This window comes from Pseudomonas sp. FG86 (assembly GCF_057808775.1).
The window spans coordinates 38616-61480 of the sequence record NZ_JBMDIS010000030.1; the positions used below are offsets into that span (position 1 = coordinate 38616).

A 22865-nucleotide genomic window follows, 5' to 3' on the forward strand; every position below is an offset into this window, starting at 1 on the left:
AATACAGGTGGGAAAGGTCTACTTCACTTCTTCCAGTGCCTGGTTCAGCGGCACGTAAAACTCTTTGAACAATGCATCCACCGCCTCTTTGGCCTGGGGCGTGACAAACCCCGCCTCCAGCACCAGCACCTGGTACACACCGCGCTTGATTGCCTCGGCGCTCAAATGCGTGGAATTTTCGTTGGTGGTGCACAAGAAACGCACCCAAGAGGTGAGGATGATCCAGGCATTGAGGGTCAGGGCTTCGGTCTGCACCGGGTTCATATTAAGGATGCCGGCGTCGACAAACCCCTGGTAGATGGCGCCGCCCTGGATCAGGCAACGCTGGGAAAACCGCCGGTAGCCGGTGGCCAGTTCCGGGTCGCTTTCCAGCAAGTGTTCAAGGTCGCGATGCAGGAAGCGGTAGCGCCACATCCCGGCCAATACGGCCTGCAGGTAGAAACGCTTATCCTCCACGACCATTGCACGCCCCTGGGGCGGGCGCAGGAAGCTGTCGACCAACGCTTCATATTCGCGAAACAGCACGGCGATGATCGCCTGCTTGTTGGGGAAGTGGTAGTACAGGTTGCCCGGCGAAATTTCCATATGGGCGGCGATATGGTTGGTGCTGACACTACGCTCGCCCTGCTGGTTAAAAAGCTCCAGGCTGGTTTGCACAATGCGCTCGCTGGTCTTTACTCGTGGTGCCATAGGGGATCAGCTTCTGTACACGTGATCGGGCATCTTACGGCCTATCCTGATTGGGATAAATCCGGATGTTACTGCAATGTTATTTGACAATTTAGAGCAATGACTCTAAAAATCCAGGCAGACCTATAACAATCGGGAACTGCGCCATGTCTGCCAACGTTGCCTACCTCCAGGATTCCCAGGCACTGGACCAACTCCAGGGCTTGTTCGATGCCCAGCGTCGCGCCTATGCGGCCAACCCGATGCCGCCAGCCGCGCAACGCCAGCAATGGCTCAAGGCCCTGCGCGAGTTGCTCAGCGACGAACGTCAGGCGCTGATCAACGCGATCAGCCAGGACTTCAGCCACCGCAGCGCAGACGAAACCCTGTTCGCCGAGCTGATGCCCAGCCTGCATGGCATTCACTACGCCAGTAAACACCTCAAGGGCTGGATGAAACCTTCCCGCCGCGCTGTAGGTATAGCCTTCCAACCCGCGTCAGCCAAAGTTATCTACCAACCGCTGGGCGTGGTCGGGGTGATTGTGCCCTGGAACTACCCGCTGTACCTGGCCATCGGCCCGCTGGTCGGCGCCCTGGCGGCCGGTAACCGGGTAATGCTCAAGCTGAGCGAGTCCACCCCCGCTACCGGCGCGCTGCTCAAGACCCTGCTGGCGAAGATCTTCCCTGAAGACTTGGTGTGTGTGGTGCTGGGCGAGGCCGACGTGGGCATGGCGTTTTCCAGGCTGCGCTTCGACCACCTGCTGTTCACGGGTGCCACCAGCATTGGCAAGCATGTGATGCGCGCCGCAGCCGAACACCTCACGCCGGTGACGCTGGAGCTGGGCGGCAAGTCGCCGGCCATCGTCTCGGCGGATGTGCCGCTCAAGGACGCCGCCGAACGTATCGCGTTCGGCAAGGCCCTGAATGCCGGGCAAACCTGTGTGGCACCGGACTACGTGCTGGTTCCGGAAGATCGCGTCGAGGGTTTTGTCGAGGCTTACAGCCAGGCGATTCGCGGGTTTTATCCGACCTTGGCCGACAACCCGGACTACACCGCCATCATCAACGAACGGCAATTGGCCCGGCTGAATGCTTACGTAAAGGACGCCACCGACAAGGGGGCCACCCTGATCCCGCTGTACGAGCAGAACCAGGCACGGCGCATGGCCCACAGCCTGCTGTTGAATGTCAGTGACGAGATGACCGTGATGCAGGATGAAATCTTCGGCCCTGTGCTGCCGATCGTGCCTTATCGCGGCCTCGACCAAGCGTTTGCCTACATCAACCAACGCCCTCGCCCACTGGCCCTGTATTACTTCGGCTACAACAAGCGCGAACAGAACCGCGTGCTCCACGAAACCCACTCCGGTGGCGTGTGCCTGAACGACACCCTGCTGCACGTCGCCCAGGACGACATGCCCTTTGGCGGGATCGGCCCTTCAGGCATGGGCCATTACCATGGCCATGAAGGTTTTCTCACGTTCAGCAAGGCCAAGGGGGTACTGGTGAAACAGCGCCTCAATGCGGCAAAGCTGATCTACCCGCCCTACGGCAAATCGATCCAGAAGTTGATCCAGAAGCTGTTCGTTCGCTGATACCGCCACCCTCGGGATAACAATAACAATGAACCCTAGCCTGACTGATTCACCCGCGCTGTCGCGGCGCGGCGTCTTGAAAATCGGCCTGTGCGCCAGTGCCTTCCTGGCCACCGCCGGGCTGGGCGCCAGCCTCAGCGGCTGCTCCAGCAGCACCCCGGCCAGCGGCTTCGCCATGCTGCGTGCCAGTGATTTGCCATTTCTGCGCGCGGTGATCCCGGTCCTGCTGGAAGGCGTGGCCAGCGCCCAGGAAGTCGCCAACGGGATTGAAGACACGCTGAAAAAGCTCGACTACAGCCTGCAACACCTGTCGCCGGAGATGTTCAAGCTGACCGAGCAGTTGTTCGACGTGCTCGGCATGGGCATCACCCGTGGCCCACTGACCGGCATCTGGGGCAGTTGGGAAAACGCCAGCAGCGAGCAAATCCGCAACTTTCTGCACCGCTGGGAAAACAGCTACCTGAACCTGCTGCGCATGGGCCAGGGCTCGCTGCTCAAGCTGGTGATCATGGCCTGGTACTTCCGACCGGCGTCCTGGGCACATTGCGGTTACCCCGGGCCACCGAAGATCTAGCCGTGTTCTCCGGCGCCCACATTGACGGCAACGTCCTAGCCTTTAACGCATAAAAACAAGAGTGCCCCTCTATGCCCGTACCCGATTTGTTTCGCGACGGCCTGGCCCGTGGCTGGAAAACCCACAACGGCGCCGCCCTGGACAACGACCTGACCCTGGACGCCGACGTCGCAATCATCGGCAGCGGTGCCGGTGGCGGCACCACCGCTGAGATCCTCAGCGCCGCCGGCTACAAAGTGCTGCTGATCGAAGAAGGCCCGCTCAAGACCAGCAGCGATTTCAAGCTGCTCGAAGATGAGGCTTACGCCAGCCTGTACCAGGAGGGCATCGGTCGCATGAGTAAGGATGGCGCCATTACCATCCTGCAAGGCCGGGCAGTGGGCGGCACGACGTTGATCAACTGGACCTCGAGTTTTCGCACCCCGGACGCCACCCTCGCCCACTGGGCCAGCGAATACGCGGTCAGGGGCCACAGCAGTGCCGAGATGGCGCCGTGGTTCGAAAAGATGGAGCAGCGCCTGGGCATCGCACCCTGGGCCATGCCGCCCAACGCCAATAACGATGTGATCCGCAAAGGTTGCGAGAAGCTCGGCTACAGCTGGCATGTGATCCCGCGCAACGTGCGCGGCTGTTTCAACCTGGGGTATTGCGGCATGGGCTGCCCGGTCAATGCCAAGCAGTCGATGCTGGTGACCACCATTCCCTCCACCCTGGAGAAAGGTGGTGAACTGCTCTACCTGGCCCGCGCCGAGCGCCTGAGATACAGCGGCGATACGATCAGCAGCCTGGAATGCGTGGCCATGGACGAACGCTGCGTGGCCCCCACCGGGCGCAAGATCACGGTCAAGGCCAAGCATTACGTACTCGCGGGTGGCGGCATCAATAGTCCGGCACTGCTGATGCGCTCCAACGCCCCTGACCCGCATTCACGGCTGGGCAAGCGTACGTTTTTGCACTTGGTGAATTTCTCCGCGGGGCTGTTCGATGAGGTGATCAACCCCTTCTACGGTGCGCCACAGTCGATCTATTCCGACCACTTCCAATGGCAGGACGGCACCACCGGCAAAATGTCCTACAAACTGGAAGCACCGCCGCTGCACCCGGCGCTGGCCAGCACCCTGCTCGGCGGCTACGGCACCCAGAACGCCCTGGACATGAGCCAGTTGCCCCACACTCACGCCATGCTCGCCTTGCTGCGCGATGGTTTCCATCCGGATAGCCCCGGTGGCAGCGTGGAATTGCGCGGTGACGGTACGCCGGTGCTCGACTATCAGGTGTCGGACTACGCCTGGGACGGCCTGCGCCGCGCCTTCCACAGCATGGCCGAGATCCAGTTCGCGGCGGGGGCCAAGTCGGTCAAGCCGCTGCATCACGATGCGCAGTATGTGAAGACCCTGGCCGAAGCCCGTAGCCTGATCGACGGCCTTAACCTGCAATTGCACCGCACCTGCCTGGGCAGTGCCCATGTGATGGGCGGTTGCGCCATGGGCGAAGACCCGAAAAATGCCGTGGCCGACAGCCTCGGTCGCCATCACCAGCTGCGCAATCTGTCGATCCACGATGGCTCGCTGTTCCCCACCAGCATTGGCGCCAACCCGCAGTTGTCGGTGTATGGATTGACCGCGCAACTGGCGTCGGCATTGGCCGAACGTCTGAAAACAGCATGAAAAAAGCCGGTATTCGGGGTGTCTATAGTGCTTTCTTCTGCATAAGTTGACTTGGCCGACCGGGATGGCTGCGATACCATCCGGTTCCCCAACGGACTCCGCCAGGACGACGCGATGAACCGAGTGTTGTACCCAGGTACCTTCGACCCGATTACCAAAGGCCATGGCGATCTGGTCGAACGTGCCTCACGCTTGTTCGACCACGTGATCATCGCGGTCGCGGCCAGCCCCAAGAAAAACCCGCTGTTTCCCCTGGAACAGCGCGTGGAGCTGGCGCGTGAGGTCACCAAGCACCTGCCTAACGTTGAAGTGGTGGGCTTCTCGACGTTGCTGGCGCACTTCGCCAAGGAGCAGAACGCCAATGTGTTCCTGCGCGGCTTGCGTGCGGTGTCGGACTTCGAATACGAATTCCAGCTGGCCAACATGAATCGCCAACTGGCGCCGGACGTGGAAAGCCTGTTCCTCACGCCGTCGGAACGTTATTCGTTCATTTCCTCGACGCTGGTCCGTGAAATCGCCGCATTGGGCGGGGATATCACCAAGTTCGTCCACCCGGCCGTGGCGGATGCACTGACGCTGCGCTTCAAGAAGTAATGCTCTTATTGGCAAGCCCGCTCGCCACAGCAACAAAGTAGTCTTCTACACGACATGCCGGACGGCCACAGGTCATGTGCACTCGCACTGCGGGCGCCAATGCGGCACAATTGCGCGCATTCGTTTTCAGATGCCTTGGCTGACAGCCCTGGCAGGAGTTTCCATGTCCCTGATCATCACCGACGATTGCATCAACTGCGACGTCTGCGAACCTGAGTGCCCGAACGCTGCGATTTCACAAGGCGAAGAGATCTATGTGATCGACCCCAACCTGTGCACCCAGTGCGTCGGCCACTACGACGAACCCCAGTGCCAGCAGGTGTGCCCGGTGGATTGCATTCCGCTGGATGAGGCACACCCCGAGACTGAAGCGCAGTTGATGGAGAAGTACCGGAAGATTACCGGTAAGGCTTGAGCTTCTTTAGTGCCTGTAAGGACCTCATCGGGGGCAAGCCCCCTCCCACACTTTGATTTGTGAATACCCTCAAAATGTGGGAGGGGGCTTGCCCCCGATAGCGATATCAGCCTTTACACCGCAATCAACTCTGGCACTTGGGGCAAAACACACTCGCCCGTTGCCCCAGCACCACGTTGCGCAATTCGCTCCCACAGACCTTGCACGCCTCGCCACCCCGGCCGTAGACGAACAATTCCTGCTGGAAATACCCCGGCTGCCCGTCACCGCCGATAAAGTCGCGCAACGTGGTGCCGCCACGCTCGATCGCCGCCGCCAGAATGCGCTTGATCTCGATCGCCAGCTTCAAATAACGCCCGCGTGAAATGCCGCCGGCGGCGCGACGCGGATCAATCCCCGCCGCAAACAACGCCTCAGTCGCATAGATATTGCCCACGCCGACCACCACCGCGTTGTCCATGATGAACGGTTTCACCGCCATCGACTTGCCGCGAGACAGTTGAAACAAACGCTCACCGTCGAACAGCTCGGTCAACGGCTCCGGCCCCAGGCGCAGCAGCAGTTCGTGGTTATGCGGGTCCTGGCTCCAGAGCATTGCGCCGAAACGCCGAGGGTCGGTGTAACGCAGGGCCAGGCCGGATTCAAGCTCGATGTCCACATGCTCATGCTTGGCCGCCGGCATGCCGACCTCCACCAGGCGCAGGTTACCGGACATGCCCAGGTGGCTGATCAAGGTGCCCACTTCGGCATTGATCAACAGGTACTTGGCCCGTCGTTCCACCAGCACGATGCGCTGCCCGGACAGGCGCACATCCAGGTCTTCCGGGATCGGCCAGCGCAGGCGCCGTTCGCGCACCACGACGCGGCTGACCCGCTGGCCTTCCAGGTGCGGCGCGATCCCGCGCCGGGTGGTTTCGACTTCAGGTAACTCGGGCATGTGGACCTCTTGAAGGGGGGATCAGTGCGCGCCCAGCTCGCGGATCGACAGCTTCATGCTTTCGAAGTCGTAGTCCGACAGGCCCACGTAGTCCAGCACCAGGTGGCCAATGGCGTTCCACTCATGGTCCTCCGCCTGGTTGCCCAACACGCGGTAGGACGAGCAGATGTGCTCGGCCATTTTCAGGATCGCCAGCAGGTTTTTCAGCTGCGGATTGCGCGACGACTCATCGCTGAAGATCGCCAGGGCATTGTGGTGGTTGGCGATGGCATCGGTCACATGTTCCGGCAGGCGCCAGGACTTGGCCGTGTAGTAGCCGACCACGGCGTGGTTGGTGTTGAACGCATTGTTCTCGGTGTCGACTACCCGGCAATCGGCGCCAGCGTTGGCGTAGGCCTCTTCGAGCACCGCCATGTAGTCGGGGAAGCGCTTGAGCATCAACGGCACGCCGCAGTCGTGGAACAGGCCCAAGGCATAAGCCTCGTCGACTGCCTGGGAACCGGTGCGCTTGGCCAGGGTCAGGCAGGTCATCGCCACATCCTGGGCGGTGTCCCAAAAACGGTTGAGCGTAACGATGGTGTCGTCGCTCATCTCGCCTTTGATCGACAATGCGTTGATCAGGTTGATGATCGAACGGCTCCCCAACAGGTTAACCGCGCGCTGGATCGAAGCGATCTTGTTGCTCAAGCCGTAATACGACGAGTTGACGACCTTCAACAGCGCACCGGAAAGGCCTGGATCCTGGGAAATCAGCCGCGCAATCACTTCCAGGTCCGGATCGGGCATGTACTGCTCCATCTGCAAATCCACCATGATTTGCGGCTGAGGCGGTACGCTGATGCCTTGCAAGGCCTGTTGGATCTGTTCGGCGGAAAGCTCTGGGGACATAAGTGCATACTCTGGGCGAGAGGGGATTCTAACCCCGATGGGAAGCTCACCGACACCTCAAAAAACCACCCCTTGCTCCTGTAGGAGCGAGCTTGCTCGCGAAAACCCAAAGACGACGCGGGCTGCCTGATAGCGCTGCGTTATCGTTGGCGTTCTTCGCGAGCAAGCTCTCTCCTACAGTCCATCAGGCCACGCCGCGAAATTGCATGTAACACGGTATACTCCCGCTCTTTTTTCCGGAGCGACGTCATGTCCCTGCCAAGCCTGCGTCTCAAAGCCAACGCCGATCGTCGTTTGCGCAACGGCCACCTGTGGGTCTACAGCAACGAAATCGACGTGGCCGCCACCCCACTCCACGGCTTCCAGGCAGGCGACCAGGCCATTCTGGAAGCAGCCGGCGGCAAGACCCTGGGCATCGTGGCCATGAGCCCGAACAACCTGATCTGCGCACGCCTGTTGTCGCGTGACATCAAGTTGCCCCTGGACAAATCGCTGCTGGTGCACCGCCTCAACGTCGCCCTGTCCCTGCGCGACCGCCTGTTCGACAAGCCGTTCTACCGCCTGGTCTACGGCGATTCCGACCTGCTGCCGGGCCTGGTGGTCGACCGTTTCGGCGACATCCTGGTGGTACAGATCGCCTCGGCGACCATGGAAGCCCATAAAGAAGACGTGATCGCCGCCTTGACCCAAGTGCTCAAGCCGAGCGGCATCCTGTTCAAGAACGACTCCGCCGCGCGCGACGCCGAAGGCCTCAACCGCTACGTCGAGACCGTATTCGGCCTGGTGCCGGAGTGGGTCTCGCTCGAAGAGAACGGCGTGAAATTCGAAGCCCCGGTGATCCAGGGCCAGAAAACCGGCTGGTTCTACGACCACCGCATGAACCGCGCGCGCCTGGCGCCGTATGCCAAAGGCAAACGTGTACTCGACCTGTACAGCTACATCGGTGGCTGGGGCGTGCAAGCGGCAGCCTTCGGCGCCAGTGAAGTATTCTGCGTCGACGCCTCGGCCTTCGCCCTCGACGGCGTCGAGCGCAACGCCGCGCTGAACGGTGTCGCCGAGAAAATGACCTGCATCGAAGGCGACGTCTTCGAAGCCCTGAAGGAACTCAAAGCCAGCGAAGAACGCTTCGACGTGATCGTCGCCGACCCGCCGGCCTTCATCAAACGCAAAAAAGACATGAAAAACGGCGAAGGCGCCTACCGCCGCCTCAACGAGCAAGCCATGCGCCTGCTCAGCAAGGACGGCATCCTGGTCAGCGCCTCGTGCTCGATGCACCTGCCCGAAGACGACCTGCAAAACATCCTGCTGACCAGCGCCCGCCACCTGGACCGCAATATCCAGATGCTCGAGCGCGGCGGCCAGGGTCCGGATCACCCGGTGCATCCGGCGATTGTCGAGACGCGCTACATCAAGAGCATTACGTGCCGGTTGTTGCCCAATAGCTAAAGCCAAGCACAGATAAAAATGTGGGAGGGGGCTTGCCCCCGATAGCCGTGTGTCAGCCAGCTAATATGGGGCTGACACTACGCAATCGGGGGCAAGCCCCCTCCCACATTTGTTTTGTGGTTGCCGTGAAAGCTTTTCCTACCCAAGCAAGCCACGTCAATTCAGGAAGTTTCTCTCAACGCTTTTGATTGAATTCCACTTTTCGCAGACTAGTATCCGTTTCTGGTTTTACTCCGGAAAACAAAAGCAATGTCTGGGCCCACCCTCTCCCGCTTTATCCTCATCACCTGCATTTCACTGATCAGCTTCTTCCCTATCAACATCCTACTGCCCTCTTTCCCCGCGCTGGCAACCCGGTTTGACACGCCCAGCGCAGACATCGCGCTGTCCATCAGCCTGTTCACCCTGGTCTTTTCCATCTCTCAACTGGTCACCGGTCCGCTTTCGGATAAATGGGGGCGCAAGAACGTGCTGCTCGGCTGCATCACGTTGTCGATTGTCGGAGCAATAGGCTGCGCACTGGCGTCGAATTACCTGACCTTCCTGCTGTTTCGCGCGGTGCAGGCCATGGGCTGTGGGTTCTTTGTATTGGGCCATGCACTGGTGGAAGACCTGTTCGACGAACAGGACCGAGTCCGGGTGCGCCTCTATTACATGACCCTGAGCGGCTCGTTTGTCGCCTTGTCACCGCTGATCGGCTCCTGGCTGCAAACCACCTTCGACTGGCAAGGGAGCTTCTATGCGTTCGCACTCATGGCATTGGGCATGTTTCTCCATGCGTTTTGCATCCTGCCTTCCAAGGCTGCCAGCCCTCACAGCACGCCCGTCTCGATCCCAGGCACGCTCAAGGCGGTCGCTGCCAATCGCGACTTCCTGCGCTACTGGTGGATCGCCGCCCTGGTGTTTGCCTGCTACTTCGCCTTGATCAGCGTGACACCGCTGATTTTCATGGATGCGCTGAAGCTTTCCGAATATCAGTACGCGCTGGTGCTGATGGTGTACGGCGCGGCTTATCTGCTCGGCGGCGTGGCGGCTTCGTACCTGCAAAAACGCATCTCGCTACCCCTACAAATCAACATCGGCCTAGGACTACTGCTCGTGGCTGGCGCGCTGTTAACGCTGATCGTCAGCCTGGAAGCCATCACCACCGTGACCTTACTCATCCCCATGCTGATCAGCGCCCTGGCCGTCACCCTGGTTCGGCCCGCTGCGATTTCCGCAGCGATGCTGTTGTTCTCGAGCAGCGCGGGCACGGCTGCGTCTGCGGGCAACAGCATTATGTTCCTCACCGCGGCCATCAGCAGCGCCGCACTGGCCCAGGCCGGCGATTATCTGCTGATGTCCATCGCCCTCAGCTTCATCGGCCTCAGCCTATGGGGGCTGCTGACCAATCACCGAACAGGTCGCGGCTAACGCTCCCGAATCACTGGGGTGAGCAGCATGTCGCTGGACTTCAATTGCATGTAACGCGGCTTGGCCAACGAGACCTTGCCAGCGCGGATGTCGCGGATCAGCGTTTCAGTGTCGACAGCACCGTCGGGAAGTTGCGTCCACAGCAGCGGGCCACGATCGCTCCATTGGCCTTTATTGTCCTGCACAAAAATACGCGGGGGCTTGAAGTCGTGACGGTAACTGGTGCGCGGCACTGCCAGCACTTCGGACCGGCCATCCTCGTCAAGGTCGACCGCCCATAACACACAGCCGGGCTCGCAAGGCGAGTCCGTGTTCAGGCCGAGTTCGGCAAACTGCTCACTGCCTTTGGGCTCCGGGCCGATCCATTCCAGTTCGGGCTTGGGCCGCTCGGCCCTCTCCTTTTCATACCGCTCAGTGAAACTCAGTGCCGTGTCGTCCATCCGCTCACGCAAGGCGCGGCGTGCCTCCGGGTCCAGAATGCGCTCCTGATCCAGGTCGACCTGCAACTTTGCATACGCCTCCTCACCTGCTTTCTCCAGGCCAAACCGCAAGTAGTGCGCATCGAACGCTTCAGCCTTGATGCGCCCGTCGAGCAAACGCCGGACCTGATCGTCGACGCTCAGGCGCACCGGATCGAGGATCGGCGTGTTGACCAACACCACCAGCCCACAAAACAGCAACGCCAGGGCCGGGTTGGTAATACGCAAGTTGCTGAGCCAGACCGGCGAACGTAACACCACCGCCCACACGGCCGCCAGGCCGTACAAGCCACACAGGAACGCCGCGGCCAGTGCGATGAAACGTTGTGGCGACAAGGCATATTGCTCGACCCGCAACCAGCTCGAATAAAACGCAATGGCCGCGAGAATCGGCAGGCACAGCAGGCTCAACTCGATAAAACGCGTTAACCATTTGGGGTACGGCGGAGGTTGAACGCCCTCTTGAAAAACGCCATTGAGCAAGAACAACTGCGCCCCGGCCAGCACCAGCAGAATCGGCGTGGAATAACCCGTCGCCCAAATCCGCCCGAGCCCGGTGAACGGCAGGGTCAGGGTAAACAGCAGGCTGATCAGGGCGATCAGCGGCAACAACAAGCCACAGGCGCTGAACAGCATGCCGCGCATCTGGTCGATGACCTTCTCGCTGCGCGCCGCCAGGTACATGCCCAAGGCGAACACCAACGGCAAGCTGATGCACAGGAATAACTGGCTCCAGAAGTGGCGCTCGAAAAATTCGATGCCCAGCATCAGGAACAGTCGGCCCCATAGCTTGAGCAGCAACATGAACACCCCCACCAGGATCAGGGCGTACAGCACGATGAATACACTGTTCCAGGCTTGCTGGAACAGGTCCTCATAGCGCCAGCGCTGCCCTTTTTCGGCGGGCCAGGCGAACAGAAACGTGGCACAGACATAACTCAACAACATCACGCTGATGAACCAGGAATTGATCGCCCAGCGGTTATTGCCGACATGGTCGAGGCCGTAGCAGACCCACAGCGTCATGCCGCCCATCAACAGAGTGAACGCCAGCGTAGGCAGCAGCGACCGCCACTGCCGGGCTTTTTCCCCCAGCAACTGCAAGGTGGTGCCGCCGACCAACACCACGGTGTAGGTGACAAAAAACAGGGTTTCGCTCAAGCGATAGAGCTGATCGGAGTAATAGAAGACGACTCCCTGGATCAGGCCGATCAGCAGGTAGCAACCAAGAAAACGATGGATACCGGGCATTCCAATTCCTTTGGAGAGGGGCGAGGGCAAAGGGCCGCTAGTCTAAACAAAGCCTGCGGCCGTGAGTATTGCCCCATTCCCTCCAGCCACCAGCGGTGTAGAATCGGCCCTATTCATCGCCAGTCATCCCCCGGCGGGTTTATGAGCTCAAGGCCAATGCGCACGGCGATCCCGTCACGTTTGCGGCAACTTCCGGACACCAGTGCCATTTTTCGGGTGTTCCAGACGTCAATAGAAGCTCACTCCCCTTTGATACCGATTAGCCGCCCGGAGTGCTCCAATGCCTGATTACCGCTCGAAAACATCCACCCACGGTCGCAACATGGCCGGCGCCCGCGCGCTGTGGCGTGCCACTGGGATGAAAGATGACGACTTCAAGAAGCCGATCATCGCGATTGCCAACTCGTTCACCCAGTTCGTACCGGGTCACGTGCACCTCAAGGACCTGGGCCAACTGGTCGCCCGCGAGATCGAACGCGCTGGCGGCGTGGCCAAGGAATTCAACACCATCGCCGTGGACGACGGCATCGCCATGGGCCATGACGGCATGCTGTACTCGCTGCCGAGCCGCGAGATCATCGCCGATTCCGTCGAGTACATGGTCAACGCCCACTGCGCCGACGCCATCGTCTGCATCTCGAACTGCGACAAGATCACCCCCGGCATGCTGATGGCCGCCCTGCGCCTGAATGTGCCGGTGATCTTCGTCTCCGGCGGCCCGATGGAAGCCGGCAAGACCAAGCTGGCCTCCCACGGCCTCGACCTGGTGGACGCCATGGTCATCGCCGCCGATTCCAGCGCTTCTGACGAGAAGGTCGCGGAATACGAGCGCAGCGCCTGCCCGACCTGCGGCTCATGCTCCGGCATGTTCACCGCCAACTCGATGAACTGCCTGGTGGAAGCCCTGGGCCTGGCCTTGCCGGGCAACGGTTCGACACTGGCCACCCACAGCGACCGCGAGCAACTGTTCCTGCAGGCCGGCCGCACCATCGTCGAGCTGTGCAAGCGTTACTACGGCGAGAACGATGAGTCGGTATTGCCGCGCAATATCGCCAACTTCAAGGCGTTCGAAAACGCCATGACCCTGGACATCGCCATGGGCGGTTCCACCAACACCATCCTGCACTTGCTGGCCGCGGCCCAGGAAGCCGAGATCGATTTCGACCTGCGCGACATCGACCGTCTGTCCCGCCACGTGCCGCAACTGTGCAAAGTCGCGCCGAACATCCAGAAGTACCACATGGAAGACGTGCACCGCGCCGGCGGGATCTTCTCCATCCTGGGCTCCCTGGCCCGTGGCGGCCTGCTGCACACCGACCTGCCGACCGTACACAGCAAGTCCCTCGCCGAAGGCATCGCCAAGTGGGACATCACCCTGACTGACGACGAAGCCGTGCACACCTTCTTCAAGGCCGGCCCGGCGGGTATCCCGACCCAGACCGCGTTCAGCCAGTCGACCCGCTGGGACACCCTCGACGACGACCGTGAAAACGGCTGCATCCGCAGCGTCGAGCACGCCTATTCGAAAGAAGGCGGCCTGGCCGTGCTGTACGGCAACATCGCCCTGGACGGCTGCGTGGTGAAAACCGCCGGCGTGGATGAGTCGATCCACGTGTTCGAAGGCAACGCCAAGATCTTCGAAAGCCAGGACAGCGCCGTACGCGGCATCCTCGCCGACGAAGTCAAGGAAGGCGACATCGTGATCATCCGCTACGAAGGCCCGAAAGGCGGCCCGGGTATGCAGGAGATGCTCTACCCGACGTCCTACCTGAAATCCAAGGGCCTGGGCAAAGCCTGTGCCCTGCTGACCGACGGCCGCTTCTCCGGCGGCACCTCGGGCCTGTCCATCGGCCACGCTTCGCCGGAAGCCGCTGCTGGCGGCGCGATCGGCCTGGTGCAGGATGGCGACAAGGTGCTGATCGACATTCCGAACCGTTCGATCAACCTGTTGATCAGCGACGAAGAACTGGCTGCGCGCCGGGTCGAGCAGGACAAGAAAGGCTGGAAACCGGTGGAGAAGCGTCCGCGCAAAGTCACCACGGCGCTGAAAGCCTATGCCCTGCTGGCCACCAGTGCCGACAAGGGTGCCGTGCGTAACAAGGCGATGCTCGACGGCCTGTAAGCCTCGCGCATAAAAATGCCCCGCCAAGTGCGGGGCATTTTTTTGCCTGGAACAACTCTTCAAAACACTGAAGATCAACTGTGGGAGGGGGCTTGCCCCGATGGCAGCGTGTCAGTAGATACATCCACAGCTGACCCACTGCTATCGGGGGCTTGCCCCCTCCCACATTTTTGACCGCATTCGGCCCGTTACTGAATTTCGTCAGGCTTGACGATCACCCAGTTCTTGTCCGCCGTCACCGGCAACCCTTCCTTGGCCTGTGCGGCCGCATGCTTGGCGATCATGCCGTTGAGCTGGGTCATGTACTTGTCCTTGCGGTTGACCCACAGATGGATGCCGCCCTTGGCCACGTCCACATCGTGGAACAGCATGTAGCCGTCGCTGGTCGGGGTATCGCCACCGACGATCACCGGTTTTTTCCATTCGTCGATGTAGGTCAGGATTGCGGCGTGTTTGCCGGCCATCCAGGTGGCGGGGGTCCACAGGTACGGGGTCAGTTCCAGGCCGAGGTTGGCTTTCTCGTCATATTTACCGGCGCTGATCTGCTTGCGCGCCGTGGTCAGCTCGCCGGTCTTGCGGTCCTTGAGCAAGGTGGTCACGCCGATGACGTTCTCGGGCTTGACGTTATAGCCGTACTTCGGATCGGCGGCGACCATGCGCACCAGCTCTTCCGAGGCAGCAGTCATCACGTACACCTCGATGCCGTTTTCCATCAGTTTGTTGTACAGCTCGGCCTGGCCGGTGAAGACTTTCGGCGGCTGTACTTCGGAGTTCTTCACCACGTCGCCTTCGAAGTAGCTGACCGGTACCGGCTTGCCGGAGGCCATCAACTCATCGACCTGAACCTTGAGCTCCTTGAGGGTAAAACCTGCAAACACTTGGGCGACCCACGGGTAGCAGACCATGTCGTCCACTTCGCAGAGGCGATAGTAGTAACTGAACAGGCTTTCCTTATGGTCGGCGGTGTCTTTGAACGGGATGAGCTTGAGCGACGGATCGAGCGTGTCGCGGGTGATCAGGCCCTTGTTTTCCATGTAGGGCAGCAGGGACTCTTCGAGGTCGTAGCGATAGCTGGTGTTGTCCATGTCGAACACCGCAAAGTTACCTTTGTTGGCATTGGCGGCGATCATTTCGTCCAGTTGCTTGGCGGCGGGTGCCGGCCAGTGCTTCAACTCGGTGGCGGCGAACGCCTGGCTGGCGAGGCCTAGGCAGAATGCGGCGGATACCAGTAGTTTCGGTACGAGCTTCATAGGCGTTGTCTCCCTGAGAGAAAGACATCGACGCTAACAAATCTCTGTGACAGTTACCGCCCGAGCACGACCGCCTCCATCGCGATTGCGCCAATGGCATGTGCCTGAGCGTCAAACGCTTATTCCAAAAACGACAGACACCATTCCATATCGGTATTAAATCATTATATTTCAAGCTGTTAGGCTTCCCGGTTCGCAATCGCAGGCTCACGCGATTGGCTGCCTTCTCAACGGAGCTTCAATGAATCTGCCCCTGATTCTCAACTTACTGGTGTTCGTGGCCTTGCTATTGGGCCTGGCACAAACCCGTCGCACCCACTGGAGCCTCGCCAAGAAGGTTCTGTTCGCCCTGGTACTGGGCGTGGCGTTCGGTGTGGCCCTGCACGCCATTTATGGCGCCGGCAACCCGGTGCTCAAGGCCTCCATCGGCTGGTTCGACCTGGTCGGCAATGGTTATGTGCAGTTGCTGCAGATGATCGTGATCCCGCTGGTGTTCGCCTCGATCCTCAGTGCCGTGGCGCGCCTGCATAACGCCGCGTCCCTGGGCAAGATCAGCTTCCTGACCATCGGCACGCTGCTGTTCACCACGGCGATTGCAGCCCTGATCGGCATCGGCCTGACCAACCTGTTTGGCCTCACCGCCGAAGGCCTGGTGGCCGGCACCCAGGAAATGGCGCGCCTGCAAGTCATCCAGAGCGATTACGCGGGCAAGGTCGCCGACCTGAATATCCCGCAGTTGCTGCTCTCATTCGTGCCGGCCAACCCGTTCGCCGACCTGGCGCGGGCCAAGCCGACGTCGATCATCAGTGTGGTGATCTTCGCCGCATTCCTAGGGGTTGCCGCGCTGCAACTGCTCAAGGATGACGTGGAGAAAGGCCAGAAAGTGCTCAACGCCATCGACACCCTGCAAGCCTGGGTGATGCGCCTGGTGCGCCTGGTGATGAAGCTGACGCCCTACGGTGTATTGGCGCTGATGACCAAGGTGGTCGCCAGCTCCAACCTGCAAGACATCATCAAGCTCGGCAGTTTTGTCGTGGTCTCGTACCTGGCCCTGGGGTTGATGTTCGTGGTGCATGGCCTGCTGCTGTCGCTGGCCGGGATCAACCCGCTGCGCTTCTTCCGCAAGGTGTGGCCGGTGCTGACCTTTGCCTTTACCAGCCGCTCCAGCGCGGCGGCGATCCCGCTGAGCATCGAAGCGCAGACCCGTCGCCTGGGGATCCCGCACTCCATCGCCGGTTTCGCCGCCTCGTTCGGCGCCACCATCGGCCAGAACGGCTGCGCCGGCCTGTACCCTGCCATGTTGGCGGTGATGGTCGCGCCGACCGTGGGCATCAACCCGCTGGACCCGCTGTGGATCGCGACCCTGGTGGCCATTGTGACCTTAAGCTCGGCCGGTGTGGCGGGCGTGGGTGGCGGTGCGACATTCGCCGCACTGATCGTATTGCCAGCCATGGGCTTGCCGGTGTCACTGGTGGCGCTGCTGATTTCCGTGGAGCCGCTGATCGACATGGGCCGCACGGCGTTGAACGTGAATGGTTCGATGACAGCGGGGGCGATTACCAGCCAGATCATGCAGCAGACGGATAAAGCGTTGTTGGATGCCGATGAGCATGCCGAATTAGCGCAGGCCTGATAGACGGCCATCGGGGGCAAGCCCCCTCCCACATTCGACCGCATTCTCATGTTGGAACTCGATCAACTGTGGGAGGGGGCTTGCCCCCGATGCTTTTAGACTTTTTCCCAGACTTCGAAGGTGTAAGCCGGCTTATCACCTTCGGCTGGGTTCGGCAGATTGGAAACCAACGTCCACTGGTTCGTATCAAACTCCGGAAACCACGCATCCCCATCCGGGCTCAACGCCACCCGCGTCAAATACAGGCGATCCGCCTGCGCCAGCCCCTGCTCATACAGCTGCGCGCCGCCGATCAGCATCAGCTCATCCACGCCCTGCTCCAGCGCCCAGGCCTCAGCCCGCGCCACGGCGGCATCGAGTGACGGAAAAACTTCCGCACCTTCAAGCGCCAGATCGGTCTGACGACTGACCACAATGTTCAAGCGCCCCGGCAGCGGTCGGCCCAGGGAATCCCAGGTCTTGCGCCCCATGATGATCGGCTTGCCCAGGGTGGTGGCCTTGAAATATTTGAAATCCCCCGGCAAATGCCAGGGCATGCTGTTGTCGACGCCGATCACACGGTTTTCACCGAGGGCTGCGATCAGGCTTAAAGGGAGAGTTTTTTTCATGGCGACGAGAATACCAGAGCAGCACGCAGCGTACCCCAACCAGGTGCACAGCGGTTATGCTCCAGGCTCACGAACACAACAGGACGGCGCGTGACTGCACTGCCCCCCCTGCACACACTCTGGCTGACGGAAACCGTGCGCCTGCGTGAAGAACACGCCGGCCCCTTGGACGACCTCGAAGCCAACCGCCTGGCCCGTACGGCCGGCGGCGATCTGCCGACGCGCATCCAGCAGCGCGCTCTGCACCTGGCCGAGCGCGATGGCCTGACGGCCGCCCTTGCTCGCTGGCTGCAAGGTGCGCGCCTGGCGCTGCTGCTGCTGGCAATAATCGCAGTGATCAGCGGCGCTGGCCTGGCCTTTGCTGCGCTGGGCAACGGCTTGATCCCGGTGAACGTGTTCTGGGCCCTGGGCAGCCTGCTCGGCTTAAACCTGATCCTGTTAATCAGTTGGGCTTTAGGCCTGCTGTTTGCCGGCGAACACAGCGCCAGCCTTGGGCGACTGTGGTTATGGCTCAGCGAAAAGCTCGCCCGTGACGCCAAGGCCGCGCAACTGGCGCCAGCGCTTTTACTGCTGCTGCAACGACAGAAACTCAATCGCTGGGCGGTCGGTGTGCTGGTCAACAGCCTGTGGTTGTTGGCGTTGCTCAGTGCCCTGGTGATTCTGCTGACGCTGCTCGCTACCCGCCGCTATGGCTTTGTGTGGGAAACCACCATTCTGGGCGCCGATACCTTTGTCGCCGTCACCCAGGCCCTCGGCACCCTGCCCGCCCTGCTGGGCTTCAACGTGCCAACCGTCGACATGATCCGCGCCAGCGGCGATTCCGCGCTGAATATCGAAAGCGCCCGCCAAGCCTGGGCCGCCTGGCTGGTGGGCGTGCTACTGGTCTACGGCGTGATGCCCCGCTTGATCCTCGCCCTGCTGTGCCTGTGGCGCTGGAAACGCGGGCGCGCCGCCCTGCGCCTGGACCTCAACCTGCCCGGCTACAGCCAGTTGCGCGAACGCCTGATGCCGAGCAGCGAGCGCCTTGGGGTCAACGATGCCGCGCCCGAACAGCTGCACCACGTCAGCGGCGGCGTCAGTGAATTGGAAAGCGATGGCGCGCTGCTGGTGGCCATCGAGCTGGACGACCAGCACCCCTGGCCGCCCAAGCTGCCCTCCAGCGTCAAGAACGCCGGCATCCTCGACAGCCGCGAATCGCGCAACAAGCTGCTGGAACAACTCGCCCGCTTTCCACCTGCGCGCCTGGCCATCGCCTGCGATCCACGCCGCTCGCCGGACCGCGGCAGCCTGGCGCTGATCGCCGAGCTGGCACGCGGCGCCAGCGCTACCCGGGTGTGGCTGCTGCAAGCCCCGCCCGGCCAGGCGCTGGATGCCGAGCGCCTGGGCGACTGGCACGCCGCGCTGCAACAGCTTGAACTACCGTTCGCCGATTGCGCGCCGCTGAACTGGCTGGAGACCGGTCATGACTAAACCGCTGAAACTCGCCGTGGTCGGCCACACCAACGTCGGCAAGACCTCCCTGCTGCGCACGCTGACCCGTGACGTCGGCTTCGGCGAAGTCTCCCATCGCCCCAGCACCACACGCCATGTCGAAGGCGCGCGTTTGTCGGTGGATGGCGAAGCCTTGCTGGAGCTTTACGACACCCCCGGCCTGGAAGATGCCATCGCCCTGCTCGACTACCTGGAGCGCCTGGAACGCCCCGGCGAACGCCTGGACGGCCCTGCACGCCTGGTGCGGTTTCTGGACGGCAGCGAAGCGCGCCAGCGGTTCGAACAGGAAGCCAAGGTGCTGCGCCAGTTGCTCGCCTCCGACGCCGGCCTGTATGTGATCGACGCCCGCGAGCCGGTGCTGGCCAAGTACCGCGATGAACTGCAAGTGCTGGCCAGTTGCGGCAAACCGCTGCTGCCCGTACTCAACTTTGTCAGCAGCAACGACCACCGCGAGCCGGACTGGCGCGAAGCCCTGGCCCGCCTCGGCCTGCATGCGCTGGTGCGCTTTGACAGCGTGGCGCCGCCGGAAGACGGCGAACGGCGCTTGTATGAAAGCCTTGCCCTGCTGCTGGAAAACGCGCGGCCGCAACTGGAAAGGCTGATTCTCGATCAACACGCCCAACGCCAGGCTCGTCAGCAAAGCGCTGCGCGGTTGATTGCCGAATTGCTGATCGACTGCGCCGCTTGTCGCCGCAGCGTGGTCACCGAAGACGAACAGCAAGCCATCGGTGACCTGCGCAAAGCGGTACGCCAGCGCGAGCAAAAATGCGTGGAAGCCCTGCTCAAACTATTCGGCTTCCGCCCACAGGATGCCGCCGCCAGCGACCTGCCCTTGCTCGACGGGCGCTGGGGCGATGACCTGTTCAACCCGGAAACCCTCAAGCAACTCGGCGTGCGCGTCGGGGGTGGAATCGCCGCAGGCGCTGCCGCGGGTGCCGGTGTGGACCTGCTGGTCGGTGGACTAACGCTGGGCGCCGCCGCCCTGGCCGGCGCGATTGCCGGCGGCGCGCTGCAAACCGCGCGCAGCTATGGCAGCCGACTGCTGGGCAAAATCAAAGGCCAGCGTGAGCTGACCGTCGACGATAGCGTGCTGCGCCTGCTCGCCCTGCGCCAACGCCAGTTGCTCAAGGCCCTTAACCTGCGCGGCCATGCGGCGATGCACAGCATCAAGGTCGACACGCCGCAGGACAAGACCTGGCGTGAAGGCAAGCTGCCGGAAGCCTTGCACAAGGCCCGCGCTCACCCGCAATGGTCGGCCCTCAACCCAAACGCCAAATTGAGCCAGGCCGAGCGCCAGGAACAGATAGAAAAACTGGCCCAGGAACTTTGAAAAAACGACTTATAGCCTCATGTCGGTTGGACATGAACTGAGCCGTGACTGACCACTGCGGCATCGGACTTATGCCAATTAAACTTCAAGTCACTGACGGCGAGCGCAAAATGGCCTTGAGCGACCACTGTTAAATAACGCATTGATCAGTTCCTTGCCTGCGGCCACTCATATTGGCATCGGCTCCGTCATACCACTTGAACGCCAGGAAACTGTTGCACATCGACCGGATCAGTTCCTTGTCGGCATTATTCGCAATCCCGTCTTTGTTCACGTCTGTTCGAGTAAATGATTCCAACACCCCATTACCATCGCCGTCATAGCCTGCGGCCTGAAAAATGAGAGTAGGTTTTCGAACAGGGCTGAGTCGATCGAAAAAGCCCAGCTCGACGGCGTTAGGCGAGCCTTTCGGGGTGTAATGAGCAACCATCAGCACCAATACGCGCTGTGAGCTTTCGCCCTTGTTGAACCAATGCAACTTGAGAAACGTCCCGGCGAATGCCTTGAGCAACAGTTTGTCGGCAATATCGCTGCTGCCATCACCATTGATATCCCCAGCGAACTGAAAGTCCGTGACACCATCGGCATTCATATCAACCGCCACGGCTTCATGGACCAAATCATCGGGCTGGTTGGAACTACGTTCATAAAAATGCAGCAGGATCGTATCGGCTACGCCGTTGCCGCTGCGGTCTTGAGCGATCGCTTTCAAATAACGCATGGGAGTGCTCCTTTGATAAGAAGCACCCACTTTAAGGACGCGCAGAGGTAGACCACAGGCGGCGAATCTGCGTTTACTGTGCGGTGTGTCTACACACTCAGTAGCCGTTCGGCCTTGGCCTTGAGCACCTCCAGATCGAGTACCGGCACGTGCATTTCCTTAGCCTGTTCGTCCCAGTGGCGCATGCGCAGGCTGATCGCGTACAGCGGGTCCTGCTCGAAAGCCTGGGCTTCTTCGACCGTCATCACCCCTCCCTGGTAACCCAGGGTGCGGCGGCTGGCCTCACTCAGGCGGGCGTAATAGTCAGGCTGGCTGAAGGTCAGGTAGCGCTTGGCCTCGACGTGATATTCCACCAGCCGCGCCAGGCGCTCGCTGAAACCGACGCGGCGCAGGTAATCGGCGCCCAGCCGCTCATGGCTGGCCACGCCATAACCGCCCATGTTCTCGCCGCCCTGGCCGCAGAGATGGCCGATATCGTGGAAGAACGCCGCCAACACCACTTCATCATCAAAGCCCTCGGCCATGGCCAACTGAGCGGCTTGGGACATGTGCTCGATCTGCGACACCGGCTCGCCGATGTAATCCGCCGCGCCGTGCTGCTCGTACAAGCCAAACACCTCGGCGATGGTCTGTTCCGGGTTCATCACGCCGCCCCCCACAACGCACTGACATTTCGCTCGGCCATCGCCGGCCCCACGCTCATGCCTACACCGGTGTGCATCAACGCCGCGCTCACCCCTGGAGCAGCACGCAGGAATGAAAACGGTCCCGGCCCGCGCGAGCCATAGACACCTTGCCAGCGCTCCACCACCTGGATCCTGCAACCCAAGGTGTGCTCGGCCAGTTCGATCATCCAGTTATCGACGTGCTCGGCGTTGAACGGCGACGGATCGCTGCCGTAATCATGGGAATCGCCGATGATCAGCTCACCATGGGGCGTCGGGCTGATCAGCAGGTGGATACCGTGTTCATGCAGATACGGCGCCTCCCGCAGGATTTGCGCCTGTACCGGCGCGGCCTCAGGCAAGTCGGCAAACGCACCGTAGTGCACGCAACTGAGGCCGGTGAGCAAGGCGTGTTGCAGGTTGAGGTTGAGCGCAGGCCGGGCGCGCAGCATTTGCAGGCGACAGACGCTCGGGTTGAGTTCGGCGATGGCCTCGGCCAGCAGGGTTTGGTAGTCATGGCCGGAACACACGATGATCTGCTCGCCACGAAAGCTGCCGGCCGTGCTGTGCAACTGGCCGGGTTCCACATCGCGCACCAGGGTGGAAAAGTGAAACTCCACCTTCAGTTCACGGCGAAGGTAGTTGATCAGCGCCGGGATCGCTTCGCGCGAATACAGTTGCTGATCGTCCTTGCCATGCAGCGCAGCGCGGTGATGGCGGAACTGGCCGCCGTACAGGTCCTTCATTGCCGCGCCTTGCAGCAGTTCGACGTGATAGCCGTGCTCCTGCGCGCGGCCGGCACAGAAGGCTTCCAGCAGATGTTCTTCCGCTTCGGTTCGCGCGAACAGGTAAGAACCATTGCGCTTGAGTTGCAGGCTGGCGAGTTGTGCCCATTGGCCCCAGATCGCGCGGCTCTCCCGAGCCTGGTCGAGCATCGGCCCCGGTGGTTGGCCAGTGACCAGCGCCTGGCCAAAGTTGCGCACGGAGGCGCCCAGCGGGGTGGCGCTGCGCTCGAACACCCTGACCTTGAGCCCGCGCCTGGCAGCGGCGTAGGCGTGGGACAGGCCGAGGATGCCGGCGCCGACGATCAGCAAGTCGCTGTGGTGTGTCATTGAGT

General features: G+C 61.3%; 20 protein-coding genes. 11 read left to right on the forward strand and 9 right to left on the reverse strand.

The features are described 5' to 3' along the window. Positions 1–18 precede the first annotated feature (18 nt). Positions 19–690, reverse strand: a complete 672-nt coding sequence (locus ACODSV_RS19550; RefSeq protein WP_069077217.1) for a TetR/AcrR family transcriptional regulator — start codon at positions 688–690, stop codon at positions 19–21. 146 nt (positions 691–836) lie between these two features. Between ACODSV_RS19550 and ACODSV_RS19555 the strand changes: the two genes are divergently transcribed. The 5 genes from ACODSV_RS19555 to ACODSV_RS19575 all read left to right on the forward strand — a co-directional run bounded on the left by ACODSV_RS19555 (position 837) and on the right by ACODSV_RS19575 (position 5514). After that, the gene (locus tag ACODSV_RS19555; protein ID WP_150054608.1) at positions 837–2264 is read left to right on the forward strand and encodes a coniferyl aldehyde dehydrogenase; all 1428 of its coding nucleotides are present in this window, start codon (positions 837–839) and stop codon (positions 2262–2264) included. 28 nt (positions 2265–2292) lie between these two features. Further along, entirely contained in the window at positions 2293–2838 is a 546-nt protein-coding gene (locus ACODSV_RS19560; protein ID WP_024077927.1) for a hypothetical protein, read from the forward strand. Positions 2839–2909: 71 nt separating this feature from the next. Continuing rightward, a complete protein-coding gene (locus ACODSV_RS19565; protein ID WP_150054609.1) occupies positions 2910–4505 on the forward strand; it encodes a GMC family oxidoreductase in 1596 nt (531 codons plus the stop codon). Between the two features lie 114 nt (positions 4506–4619). Next, the gene (coaD, locus tag ACODSV_RS19570) at positions 4620–5099 is read left to right on the forward strand and encodes a pantetheine-phosphate adenylyltransferase (RefSeq protein WP_003176711.1); all 480 of its coding nucleotides are present in this window, start codon (positions 4620–4622) and stop codon (positions 5097–5099) included. A 163-nt stretch (positions 5100–5262) separates the two neighbouring features. Next, positions 5263–5514 (forward strand): YfhL family 4Fe-4S dicluster ferredoxin, encoded by a 252-nt coding sequence (locus tag ACODSV_RS19575; protein WP_010564414.1) that lies wholly within the window; start codon positions 5263–5265, stop codon positions 5512–5514. A 124-nt stretch (positions 5515–5638) separates the two neighbouring features. Here ACODSV_RS19575 and mutM read toward each other — a convergent pair whose 3' ends face one another. Both mutM and ACODSV_RS19585 read right to left on the reverse strand, forming a co-directional pair. After that, positions 5639–6451 (reverse strand): bifunctional DNA-formamidopyrimidine glycosylase/DNA-(apurinic or apyrimidinic site) lyase, encoded by an 813-nt coding sequence (mutM, locus tag ACODSV_RS19580; RefSeq protein WP_024077929.1) that lies wholly within the window; start codon positions 6449–6451, stop codon positions 5639–5641. Between the two features lie 21 nt (positions 6452–6472). Further along, the gene (locus ACODSV_RS19585; RefSeq protein ID WP_069077221.1) at positions 6473–7339 is read right to left on the reverse strand and encodes an HDOD domain-containing protein; all 867 of its coding nucleotides are present in this window, start codon (positions 7337–7339) and stop codon (positions 6473–6475) included. Between the two features lie 249 nt (positions 7340–7588). Between ACODSV_RS19585 and ACODSV_RS19590 the strand changes: the two genes are divergently transcribed. Both ACODSV_RS19590 and ACODSV_RS19595 read left to right on the forward strand, forming a co-directional pair. Next, a complete protein-coding gene (locus tag ACODSV_RS19590) occupies positions 7589–8785 on the forward strand; it encodes a class I SAM-dependent rRNA methyltransferase (RefSeq protein WP_150056382.1) in 1197 nt (398 codons plus the stop codon). A gap of 249 nt (positions 8786–9034) precedes the next feature. Next, the gene (locus ACODSV_RS19595) at positions 9035–10198 is read left to right on the forward strand and encodes an MFS transporter (protein WP_150054003.1); all 1164 of its coding nucleotides are present in this window, start codon (positions 9035–9037) and stop codon (positions 10196–10198) included. Here ACODSV_RS19595 and ACODSV_RS19600 read toward each other — a convergent pair. Then, complete coding sequence (locus tag ACODSV_RS19600) at positions 10195–11928, reverse strand: DUF4153 domain-containing protein (RefSeq protein ID WP_150054002.1); 1734 nt, start codon at positions 11926–11928, stop codon at positions 10195–10197. The genes ACODSV_RS19595 and ACODSV_RS19600 overlap by 4 nt on opposite strands. A gap of 280 nt (positions 11929–12208) precedes the next feature. On the opposite strand from ACODSV_RS19600, the gene ilvD reads away from it, so the two are divergent. Continuing rightward, positions 12209–14050 (forward strand): dihydroxy-acid dehydratase, encoded by a 1842-nt coding sequence (gene ilvD / locus ACODSV_RS19605; protein ID WP_024077932.1) that lies wholly within the window; start codon positions 12209–12211, stop codon positions 14048–14050. A 188-nt stretch (positions 14051–14238) separates the two neighbouring features. On the opposite strand, the gene ACODSV_RS19610 is transcribed toward ilvD, so the two are convergent. Then, the gene (locus ACODSV_RS19610; protein WP_024077933.1) at positions 14239–15300 is read right to left on the reverse strand and encodes an HAD family hydrolase; all 1062 of its coding nucleotides are present in this window, start codon (positions 15298–15300) and stop codon (positions 14239–14241) included. A gap of 241 nt (positions 15301–15541) precedes the next feature. Between ACODSV_RS19610 and ACODSV_RS19615 the strand changes: the two genes are divergently transcribed. After that, positions 15542–16933 carry an L-cystine transporter gene (locus tag ACODSV_RS19615; RefSeq protein ID WP_024077934.1) on the forward strand — a complete coding sequence of 464 codons (1392 nt, stop codon included), beginning with the start codon at positions 15542–15544 and terminating at the stop codon, positions 16931–16933. 95 nt (positions 16934–17028) lie between these two features. Here the strand turns inward: ACODSV_RS19615 and ACODSV_RS19620 are convergent, their stop codons facing one another. Continuing rightward, on the reverse strand, positions 17029–17541 hold the full coding sequence (locus ACODSV_RS19620; protein WP_150053771.1) for a dihydrofolate reductase: 513 nt from the start codon (positions 17539–17541) through the stop codon (positions 17029–17031). A 90-nt stretch (positions 17542–17631) separates the two neighbouring features. Here ACODSV_RS19620 and ACODSV_RS19625 point away from each other — a divergent pair, with 90 nt between their 5' ends. Further along, positions 17632–19011: a DUF2868 domain-containing protein gene (locus tag ACODSV_RS19625; protein ID WP_150053770.1), complete on the forward strand. Its 1380-nt coding sequence runs from the start codon at positions 17632–17634 to the stop codon at positions 19009–19011. Beyond that, positions 19004–20362 carry a DUF3482 domain-containing protein gene (locus ACODSV_RS19630; RefSeq protein WP_150053769.1) on the forward strand — a complete coding sequence of 453 codons (1359 nt, stop codon included), beginning with the start codon at positions 19004–19006 and terminating at the stop codon, positions 20360–20362. The genes ACODSV_RS19625 and ACODSV_RS19630 overlap by 8 nt, the downstream gene beginning before the upstream one ends. A 130-nt stretch (positions 20363–20492) precedes the next feature. On the opposite strand, the gene ACODSV_RS19635 is transcribed toward ACODSV_RS19630, so the two are convergent. From ACODSV_RS19635 to ACODSV_RS19645, 3 genes are all read right to left on the reverse strand, one after another. Then, a complete protein-coding gene (locus tag ACODSV_RS19635; RefSeq protein WP_150053768.1) occupies positions 20493–21083 on the reverse strand; it encodes a hypothetical protein in 591 nt (196 codons plus the stop codon). 89 nt (positions 21084–21172) lie between these two features. Further along, positions 21173–21727 carry a phosphonate degradation HD-domain oxygenase gene (locus ACODSV_RS19640; protein WP_150053767.1) on the reverse strand — a complete coding sequence of 185 codons (555 nt, stop codon included), beginning with the start codon at positions 21725–21727 and terminating at the stop codon, positions 21173–21175. Next, positions 21727–22860, reverse strand: a complete 1134-nt coding sequence (locus tag ACODSV_RS19645; RefSeq protein WP_150053766.1) for a TIGR03364 family FAD-dependent oxidoreductase — start codon at positions 22858–22860, stop codon at positions 21727–21729. The genes ACODSV_RS19640 and ACODSV_RS19645 overlap by 1 nt, the downstream gene beginning before the upstream one ends. Positions 22861–22865: the final 5 nt, after the last annotated feature.

What these genes read in the sequence shown, in the direction of transcription:
- ACODSV_RS19630 (WP_150053769.1), top strand. Translation starts at nt 19,004, where the DNA reads ATGACTAAACCGCTGAAACTCGCCGTGGTCGGCCACACCAACGTCGGC.
- ACODSV_RS19640 (WP_150053767.1), bottom strand. Translation starts at nt 21,727, where the DNA reads ATGAACCCGGAACAGACCATCGCCGAGGTGTTTGGCTTGTACGAGCAG.
- ACODSV_RS19590 (WP_150056382.1), top strand. Translation starts at nt 7,589, where the DNA reads ATGTCCCTGCCAAGCCTGCGTCTCAAAGCCAACGCCGATCGTCGTTTG.
- ACODSV_RS19600 (WP_150054002.1), bottom strand. Translation starts at nt 11,928, where the DNA reads ATGCCCGGTATCCATCGTTTTCTTGGTTGCTACCTGCTGATCGGCCTG.
- ACODSV_RS19635 (WP_150053768.1), bottom strand. Translation starts at nt 21,083, where the DNA reads ATGCGTTATTTGAAAGCGATCGCTCAAGACCGCAGCGGCAACGGCGTA.
- ACODSV_RS19585 (WP_069077221.1), bottom strand. Translation starts at nt 7,339, where the DNA reads ATGTCCCCAGAGCTTTCCGCCGAACAGATCCAACAGGCCTTGCAAGGC.
- ACODSV_RS19550 (WP_069077217.1), bottom strand. Translation starts at nt 690, where the DNA reads ATGGCACCACGAGTAAAGACCAGCGAGCGCATTGTGCAAACCAGCCTG.
- ACODSV_RS19645 (WP_150053766.1), bottom strand. Translation starts at nt 22,860, where the DNA reads ATGACACACCACAGCGACTTGCTGATCGTCGGCGCCGGCATCCTCGGC.
- ACODSV_RS19575 (WP_010564414.1), top strand. Translation starts at nt 5,263, where the DNA reads ATGTCCCTGATCATCACCGACGATTGCATCAACTGCGACGTCTGCGAA.
- ACODSV_RS19595 (WP_150054003.1), top strand. Translation starts at nt 9,035, where the DNA reads ATGTCTGGGCCCACCCTCTCCCGCTTTATCCTCATCACCTGCATTTCA.
- ACODSV_RS19610 (WP_024077933.1), bottom strand. Translation starts at nt 15,300, where the DNA reads ATGAAGCTCGTACCGAAACTACTGGTATCCGCCGCATTCTGCCTAGGC.
- ilvD (WP_024077932.1), top strand. Translation starts at nt 12,209, where the DNA reads ATGCCTGATTACCGCTCGAAAACATCCACCCACGGTCGCAACATGGCC.
- mutM (WP_024077929.1), bottom strand. Translation starts at nt 6,451, where the DNA reads ATGCCCGAGTTACCTGAAGTCGAAACCACCCGGCGCGGGATCGCGCCG.
- coaD (WP_003176711.1), top strand. Translation starts at nt 4,620, where the DNA reads ATGAACCGAGTGTTGTACCCAGGTACCTTCGACCCGATTACCAAAGGC.
- ACODSV_RS19615 (WP_024077934.1), top strand. Translation starts at nt 15,542, where the DNA reads ATGAATCTGCCCCTGATTCTCAACTTACTGGTGTTCGTGGCCTTGCTA.
- ACODSV_RS19565 (WP_150054609.1), top strand. Translation starts at nt 2,910, where the DNA reads ATGCCCGTACCCGATTTGTTTCGCGACGGCCTGGCCCGTGGCTGGAAA.
- ACODSV_RS19620 (WP_150053771.1), bottom strand. Translation starts at nt 17,541, where the DNA reads ATGAAAAAAACTCTCCCTTTAAGCCTGATCGCAGCCCTCGGTGAAAAC.
- ACODSV_RS19555 (WP_150054608.1), top strand. Translation starts at nt 837, where the DNA reads ATGTCTGCCAACGTTGCCTACCTCCAGGATTCCCAGGCACTGGACCAA.
- ACODSV_RS19560 (WP_024077927.1), top strand. Translation starts at nt 2,293, where the DNA reads ATGAACCCTAGCCTGACTGATTCACCCGCGCTGTCGCGGCGCGGCGTC.